Annotated in this window: 10 protein-coding genes; all 10 read left to right on the top strand. The window is 36.1% G+C overall.

Translation table 11 applies throughout. From position 1 onward, the window contains the following. Positions 1–177: 177 nt before the first annotated feature. The 10 genes from ACFX40_RS26680 (at position 178) to rsmI (ending at position 7,161) form a co-directional block, all read left to right on the top strand. Positions 178–360: a sigma factor G inhibitor Gin gene (locus ACFX40_RS26680; RefSeq protein WP_025753140.1), complete on the top strand. Its 183-nt coding sequence runs from the start codon at positions 178–180 to the stop codon at positions 358–360. 153 nt (positions 361–513) lie between these two features. Beyond that, on the top strand, positions 514–1,938 hold the full coding sequence (locus tag ACFX40_RS26675; RefSeq protein WP_060744943.1) for an aminotransferase class I/II-fold pyridoxal phosphate-dependent enzyme: 1,425 nt from the start codon (positions 514–516) through the stop codon (positions 1,936–1,938). 16 nt (positions 1,939–1,954) lie between these two features. Further along, positions 1,955–2,581 carry a dTMP kinase gene (tmk, locus tag ACFX40_RS26670; RefSeq protein WP_013081331.1) on the top strand — a complete coding sequence of 209 codons (627 nt, stop codon included), beginning with the start codon at positions 1,955–1,957 and terminating at the stop codon, positions 2,579–2,581. Positions 2,582–2,644: 63 nt separating this feature from the next. Continuing rightward, positions 2,645–2,974: a cyclic-di-AMP receptor gene (locus tag ACFX40_RS26665; protein WP_013054845.1), complete on the top strand. Its 330-nt coding sequence runs from the start codon at positions 2,645–2,647 to the stop codon at positions 2,972–2,974. A gap of 33 nt (positions 2,975–3,007) precedes the next feature. After that, positions 3,008–4,000, top strand: a complete 993-nt coding sequence (gene holB / locus ACFX40_RS26660; protein ID WP_025753146.1) for a DNA polymerase III subunit delta' — start codon at positions 3,008–3,010, stop codon at positions 3,998–4,000. A 4-nt stretch (positions 4,001–4,004) separates the two neighbouring features. Further along, positions 4,005–4,832, top strand: coding sequence for a PSP1 domain-containing protein (locus ACFX40_RS26655; protein ID WP_028410357.1), 828 nt, complete (start codon positions 4,005–4,007; stop codon positions 4,830–4,832). A 14-nt stretch (positions 4,833–4,846) separates the two neighbouring features. Further along, a complete protein-coding gene (yabA, locus tag ACFX40_RS26650) occupies positions 4,847–5,212 on the top strand; it encodes a DNA replication initiation control protein YabA (protein ID WP_013054848.1) in 366 nt (121 codons plus the stop codon). A gap of 78 nt (positions 5,213–5,290) precedes the next feature. Then, complete coding sequence (locus tag ACFX40_RS26645) at positions 5,291–6,037, top strand: tRNA1(Val) (adenine(37)-N6)-methyltransferase (protein ID WP_028410356.1); 747 nt, start codon at positions 5,291–5,293, stop codon at positions 6,035–6,037. Next, entirely contained in the window at positions 6,024–6,311 is a 288-nt protein-coding gene (locus ACFX40_RS26640) for a GIY-YIG nuclease family protein (protein WP_013054850.1), read from the top strand. The genes ACFX40_RS26645 and ACFX40_RS26640 overlap by 14 nt, the downstream gene beginning before the upstream one ends. Continuing rightward, complete coding sequence (gene rsmI / locus ACFX40_RS26635) at positions 6,289–7,161, top strand: 16S rRNA (cytidine(1402)-2'-O)-methyltransferase (protein WP_028410355.1); 873 nt, start codon at positions 6,289–6,291, stop codon at positions 7,159–7,161. The genes ACFX40_RS26640 and rsmI overlap by 23 nt, the downstream gene beginning before the upstream one ends. The last annotated feature ends 30 nt before the right edge of the window (positions 7,162–7,191 follow it).

The raw sequence follows: 7,191 nt of genomic DNA, 5'->3' as shown, positions 1-7,191 counted from the left end.
TGGGACTTTGTCCCTGTGAGAGTAGGACGTTGCCAGGCACCTGAAAAAGGACTAGCTATTTTAGCTAGTCCTTTTTTTATTATTCACAGAGTATAAGCTATCTACATAAAATGGGGTAAATGAACTGCATAAAGACGTTACATCTTGTCGATACTTAATTAGTGGAGGTGGAGAGTAATGGAAAAACAAATTAAAACATGTTCCGTTTGTCATGAACAGCATACAAAGGGTATTGAGGTGTTTTCCAGCTTTATATGCCAACACTGCGAGATAGAGATTGTAGAGGTGGATTCATCTCATTTTCGTTATCAATTGTTAGTAGATCAATTAAAGAGAATATCAGGAGCGTTTTCTTACTAAAAGCCCTTTTTTATAAGGGCTTCTTTATATGGCTCAAAAAAATCAACTAAGTTTGTTATAATGAAAGAAAAATCAATTTTGATAGGAAAAATACTTACATATTCTTTTATCAAGTTAACAATGTTATATTTACAAAAAGTAAGGAATGGATGTATGGACACATATTTACCTTTATATAACCGTTTAGTAAGGCACAGCGAAAAGAGGTCACTCTCTTATCACGTGCCCGGCCACAAAAATGGTCAAATTCTACCTTCACATATTCAGTCTTCTTACGCAGACTTTTTGCAATACGATCTAACAGAAATTAGCGGATTAGATGATTTACATGAAGCAGAATCTGTTATTAAAGAAGCACAAGAGTTAACGGCAAAGTTGTATGGAGTAGATGAAAGCTTTTTTTTAGTTAATGGTTCTACTGTAGGCAATCTCGCCGCGATTTTCTCTCTTTGTCAAGAAGGAGATAAAATTGCTGTTCAAAGAGATTCTCATAAATCTATTTTTAATGCTATTGCTTTATCAAAGGCATCACCTATTTTTTTAGCTCCTGAAATAGATTCAAAAACACATCTTAGTACAGGTGTATCCATTAAAACAATTAAAGCAGCTTTAGAGGGTTCTCAGGATATAAAAGCATTTGTATTAACAAATCCTACTTACTACGGGGTAGCGCGAGATTTAAAGGAGATCATTGATTTTATTCATGGCTACAATATTCCTATAATTATTGATGAAGCTCATGGAGCCCACTTTATTTTAGGTAATCCTTTTCCGTCGTCAGCTGTTACGTATGGAGCGGATCTTGTTGTTCAGTCAGCACATAAAACGCTGCCAGCTATGACTATGGGTTCTTATTTACATATGCAGGGGACGTTGATAAATAAGCAAAGCGTTCGGCATTACCTACAAGTACTGCAGTCAAGCAGTCCCTCATACCCTATTATGGCTTCTCTCGATTTAGCAAGGTATTATCTGCAGCAGTTTACTCAGCATGATATTGATAGAATGACTGACAATATTCATTCGTTTGTTGAAAAGATTAATGAGATTGATACACTTTCAACTATTGATGTGGAAACAGATCAAACTGTTACCGACCTTTTGAAAATGACGTTGACTTGTTCGGCTGCAACAGGATATCATTTGCAAAAGGAACTGGAAAAGCAAGATATTTATACAGAACTAGCTGACGTTAACTATGTATTGTTTGTTCTACCTTTAAGCAGCAGATGGGATTTTAATGATACAATTAAGCGGGTTAGACAAGCAGTAGAGAATATACAGCGTAAGTCATATGAAAAACCACTAATCAAACCATTTCGTTTTTCAAGAGCAACGGTTCTCCTGCCTATGGAAGAAAGAAAACTAAGATCAAAGCATATGTGTTCGTTTGAAGAAGCGATTGGGCGTGTAAGTGCACAATCTGTTATTCCATATCCTCCTGGAATTCCTATTTTAATGGAGGGAGAAACGATTACGAGCAATCATATTGACTATATTTTGCATATTCAAAGGTTAAATGGTCATATTCAGGGCGGCTCTTGTATGGAAGAAGGAAAGATAGAAGTATTTAAATAGAGAAAGGAATTTATACATGTCAGGAACGTTTATTACATTCGAAGGGCCAGAAGGTGCTGGTAAGACGACGATCATCCATATGGTTCAACAAAAATTAATACAAGAGGGCTATAATATTGTATTAACAAGAGAGCCTGGAGGCATACGAATTGCTGAACAAATTCGTGAAATCATCTTAAATCCATCTAATACGGAAATGGATGCCAGAACCGAAGCCCTTCTTTATGCTGCGGCTAGAAGACAACATCTTGTAGAAAAAGTGATTCCTGAGCTAAATAAAGGGAATATAGTATTATGCGACCGTTTTATTGATAGCTCACTTGCTTATCAAGGAAATGCGCGGGGTATAGGCGTAGAAGATATTTTTGCTATCAATCAATTTGCTATTGAGCAAACGATGCCACAGGCCACTTTATATTTTGATATTGAGCCTGAGGTCGGGTTAGAAAGAATTAATAAAGGTCGAAAAGATGAGATTAATCGATTAGATTTAGAATCCTTAGACTTTCATTACAAAGTACGAGATGGATATTTATCTCTTTTGAGTGAATTTCCAGAGCGTATTCGACGAATTGATGCAAATCAATCCGTTGAAAAAGTCTGTGAAGAAGCTTATAAACAAATAAAATTGATTTTAAAATAAATACAGATGATCGTTATTCTTGCTATACTATTCTTAACAAAAAAGTAAAATGAGGTGTTATTCATGAAATTAGTAATGGCCGTTATTCAAGATTCAGATAGCTCAAAGCTTTTAAATGCACTTGTAGAAAGAGGGTTTCGTTCAACCAAATTATCAAGTACGGGCGGATTTTTAAAATCAGGGAATACAACAATTATGATTGGTACAGATGATCATAAAGTAGATGAAGTACTTGATATTATTAAGGGCCAATGTGAAAACCGCAGACAGATGATTTCTCCTGTGGCACCGATGGGCGGTAATGCAGATTCATACATTCCATATCCTGTTGAAGTTGAAGTGGGCGGAGCTACAGTATTCGTACTACCAGTAGATCAATTTCATCAATTTTAAGAGAGAAGATTTTAAATAGAAAGTGATGATTGAATGGGAAATACATGGGAACAGCTTGAAGCTCTTCAGCCGAACGTATTAAAGATTTTACAAAACAGCTTACTTAAAGAGCGAGTTGCTCATGCTTATTTATTTGAAGGAAGCAAAGGAACAGGTAAAAAACAAATTAGTTTTTTGTTTGCTAAAGCGCTGTTTTGCCAAAATCCAGTTAATCATAGGCCATGCCATGAGTGCAGTAACTGCCGGCGAATTGATTCAGGTAATCATCCAGATATTCACTTGATTGAGCCAGCTGGTTTATCGATTAAAAAAGAGCAAATTCAATTTTTGCAATCAGAATTCACAAAAACCGGTGTTGAATCTAATAAAAAGTTATATATTGTGAATCATGTTGATAAAATGACAGTAAGCGCAGCAAATAGTTTACTGAAATTTTTAGAAGAGCCTGGCAACGGAACTTATGCAGTTTTATTGACAGAAAATATACAGCGCTTATTAGATACGATTATCTCACGTTGCCAAGTAATATCATTTCGATCTCTTACACCAGAACAGTTAGCTGAAAAACTAGTAGAAAATGGCCTTTCCGCAGTAGATGCGTCCATCTTGTCTAATTTAACAAACAGCATTGATGAAGCAATTGAATTAAGTAAAGATGAATGGTTTGGACTTGCAATAAAGTTAGTGATACAATTATATGAAGTGTTAACAACGAGACCTCAACAAGCTCTTCTTTTTATTCATGAAAAGTGGGTAACACATTTTAAAGAAAAAGAACAAGCACATATTGGTTTAACTTTATTGATGCTTCTTTATCGTGATTTGTTGACGCTGCAAGTTGGACAAGAGTCTAAAATCGTCTATCGTCATAAAATAGAAGAATTAAAACAGCAAGCTCTTCAGACAACGCAGGAAAAAGCGATTTATCGCTTAGAGGTTATCTTGAAGGCCAAAAATAAATTAAATTCAAATATGAATCTACAGTTATTAATGGAACAGCTGGTGTTGGATTTGCAGGAGGGATAAAAGCTTGTATGATGTAGTAGGCGTTCGCTTTAAAAAAGCGGGAAAAATATATTATTTTGACCCTGGAGAACTTACAATTCCAGATGGTGAGTTTGTTATTGTAGAAACAGTTCGTGGTGTTGAATTTGGCAGAGTAGTTATTAATAAAAAGCAAGTAAGTGAAAACGATGTCGTACTTCCTTTGAAAAAAGTAATCCGCATTGCCGAACAAAAAGACAGGCTGATTGTGGATGAAAATAAACAAGCTGCTAGAGAAGCGTATGACGTATGCGTGCAAAAAATTCAATCACACGATTTAGATATGAAGTTAGTAGATGTAGAATATACGTTTGATCGTAATAAAGTCATTTTTTATTTTACAGCAGACGGCCGTATTGATTTTAGAGAGTTAGTTAAAGATTTAGCTGCTATTTTCCGTACGCGAATTGAGCTTCGTCAAATCGGTGTACGAGACGAGGCAAAACTGTTGGGCGGGATAGGTCCTTGTGGCCGTATGCTATGTTGCTCAACGTTTTTAGGTGATTTTGAGCCGGTTTCTATTAAGATGGCCAAAGACCAAAACCTATCGCTTAATCCAACGAAAATTTCTGGTTTATGCGGACGTTTGATGTGTTGTTTAAAATATGAAAATGATGAGTATGAAACGGCAAAAGAACAGCTTCCTGATATAGGCTCAACAATTAAAACTTCAGATGGTTCAGGACGTGTAGTGGGTTTGAATATTTTGGAAAGAATTATTCAAGTGGAACTGTCAGATCACGAACAAATTTTAGAGTATACTCTGGATGAGATCAATAATGAAGGTGCTGTTTCGTTTCAAGCCACAGATTAACGAGGTGGGCAAAGGTGGATAAAAAAGAGATTTTTGATTCGGTGACAAACATGGAGGAACAAATTGGTCATTTATATAAGCAGTTAGGTGAGTTGAAAGAGCATCTTGCTGAGCTAATTGAAGAAAATCATCACCTGCAAATAGAAAATGATCATTTGCGCCGTCGCCTTGACCAGACAAACTTCGAAACGAAGCTGAAAAATAGACATTCAAAAGCAAGCGCTCAAACAAAAGAGCAAAAACAAATTGATATCGGAGAAGGATATGACAATTTGGCTCGCCTTTACCAAGAGGGTTTTCATATTTGTAACATTCATTATGGAAGTGTGCGTAAAGATGGAGACTGTTTGTTTTGCTTGTCATTTTTAAATAAAAAGTAACAACACCTCTCCCTTTTGGAGAGGTTCTTTTTATGAGTAAAAGATGTAAATAATAGATGTACAAGGAGAAGAACGACTATGGTTGAGTTATATGGAGATGAACGTTTAGATTATCTATTAGCCGATGAGGAGATGCGCATTATTCAAAGTCCGTCTGTCTTTTCCTTTTCATTGGATGCTGTGCTTTTATCTCACTTTGCTTATGTCCCAATTCGTAAAGGTAACTTGGTTGATTTATGTTCAGGAAACGGTGTAATCCCACTGTTTTTATCTAAACGAACAAAGGGAAAAATTATTGGTGTAGAAATTCAAGAGCGGCTACATAGTATGGCGCAAAGAAGTATTGCGTATAATCAGCTCGATGGGCAGATTAAAATGATACATGATGATTTAAAAAATGCGCCTCAAGAACTGGGTTATGGAAAATATGATGTTGTAACATGTAATCCTCCTTATTTCACCACATCCAATAAAGAAGAGATAAATGAAAACGAACACTTTGCAATCGCTCGCCACGAAATTCATTGTTCGTTGGAAGATGTGATTAGAGCCAGCAGTCAACTAGTGAAGCAAGGCGGAAAAGTGGCATTAGTTCACCGTCCAGGAAGACTGTTAGATATTGTTACGTTAATGAGGCAGTACCGTTTAGAGCCAAAGAGACTTCAGTTTGTGTATCCTAAAGATGGGAAAGAAGCAAATACACTTTTAATTGAAGGTACGAAGGATGGAAGTCCAGACTTAAAGATTCTTCCTCCGCTGGTGGTCTACCAAGATAATGATGAATACACGGACGAATTAAAAAGGATTTTATATGGAACAAAATAATCATTATTTTTACGTAGTGGAATGCAAGGACTGTACGTATTATGCTGGTTACACGAATAATTTGCAAAAACGTATTTCTGTCCATAATGAAGGAAAAGGGGCAAAATATACGAGAGCAAGAAGGCCTGTTTCATTAATTTGGCATGAGGTATTTACTTCTAAAACAGAAGCTATGCAAAAAGAATATTGGTTCAAACAGTTAAGCAGAGTGCAAAAACAGGCTTACATTCGAAGGGAGCAAGAAAAGCAGAATGAAATCACAAAAAAGTTATGATGTATCGAATGAACGAGGCGTTTTATATTTAGTTCCCACTCCTATTGGAAACTTAGAGGATATGACGTTTCGTGCGATTCGAATTTTAAAAGAAGTTGATTATATTGCCGCAGAAGATACGAGACAAACGAAAAAACTATGTAACCACTTTGAGATTGATACGCCTATTACAAGTTATCATGAACATAATAAACATACAAAAAGTGAACAGCTGTTAAGCGACTTAGATGGTGAAAAAAATATTGCTTTAGTAAGCGACGCGGGCATGCCTTGTATTTCAGATCCTGGTTATGAGTTAGTGGTAGCTGCCGTTAAAGAAGGATATACGGTTGTTCCGCTGCCGGGGCCTAACGCAGCATTAACAGCTTTAATTGCTTCGGGACTACCTACGGGGCAGTTTTATTTTTATGGATTTTTAAACAGAAATAAAAAACAGCGTAAAGAACAGCTTCAAGAGCTTCAGTATATTAAGGAAAGCATGATATTTTATGAAGCCCCTCATCGATTAAAAGAAACGCTAAAGAGTATAGAAGAAATTTTAGGGAACCGATCTATTGTGTTATGTAGAGAGTTAACAAAACGCTATGAAGAATTTTTAAGAGGAAGCGTATTAGAAGCAATTGAATGGACAAATGCCACAGATATTAGAGGCGAATTCTGCTTAATTCTTGAAGGGACAAATGAAGAAGCACCAGATGAAAGTAATCTATGGTGGGAACAGCTCACCATTATCGAGCATGTTGATCACTATGTAGAAGAAGGGCTTTCAAACAAAGAAGCTATTAAGCAAGTGGCAAAAGACCGAGATGTGTCAAAGCGAGACATTTATAGTGAATATCACGTACATTAAAAAAAGCTGTCTATCATAGACAGCTTTTCG

It is taken from the genome of Priestia sp. YIM B13552, from assembly GCF_042787775.1.
Taxonomy (GTDB): domain Bacteria; phylum Bacillota; class Bacilli; order Bacillales; family Bacillaceae_H; genus Priestia; species Priestia megaterium_E.
Note: the sequence above shows the minus strand (reverse complement) of the source record. Positions and strands in the feature narration are given on the sequence as shown.

Excerpts from the sequence above, each read along its gene's own strand:
- holB (WP_025753146.1), top strand. The coding sequence starts at position 3,008 with ATGGGAAATACATGGGAACAGCTTGAAGCTCTTCAGCCGAACGTATTA.
- ACFX40_RS26680 (WP_025753140.1), top strand. The coding sequence starts at position 178 with ATGGAAAAACAAATTAAAACATGTTCCGTTTGTCATGAACAGCATACA.
- ACFX40_RS26640 (WP_013054850.1), top strand. The coding sequence starts at position 6,024 with ATGGAACAAAATAATCATTATTTTTACGTAGTGGAATGCAAGGACTGT.
- ACFX40_RS26675 (WP_060744943.1), top strand. The coding sequence starts at position 514 with ATGGACACATATTTACCTTTATATAACCGTTTAGTAAGGCACAGCGAA.
- ACFX40_RS26645 (WP_028410356.1), top strand. The coding sequence starts at position 5,291 with ATGGTTGAGTTATATGGAGATGAACGTTTAGATTATCTATTAGCCGAT.
- rsmI (WP_028410355.1), top strand. The coding sequence starts at position 6,289 with ATGAAATCACAAAAAAGTTATGATGTATCGAATGAACGAGGCGTTTTA.
- ACFX40_RS26665 (WP_013054845.1), top strand. The coding sequence starts at position 2,645 with ATGAAATTAGTAATGGCCGTTATTCAAGATTCAGATAGCTCAAAGCTT.
- tmk (WP_013081331.1), top strand. The coding sequence starts at position 1,955 with ATGTCAGGAACGTTTATTACATTCGAAGGGCCAGAAGGTGCTGGTAAG.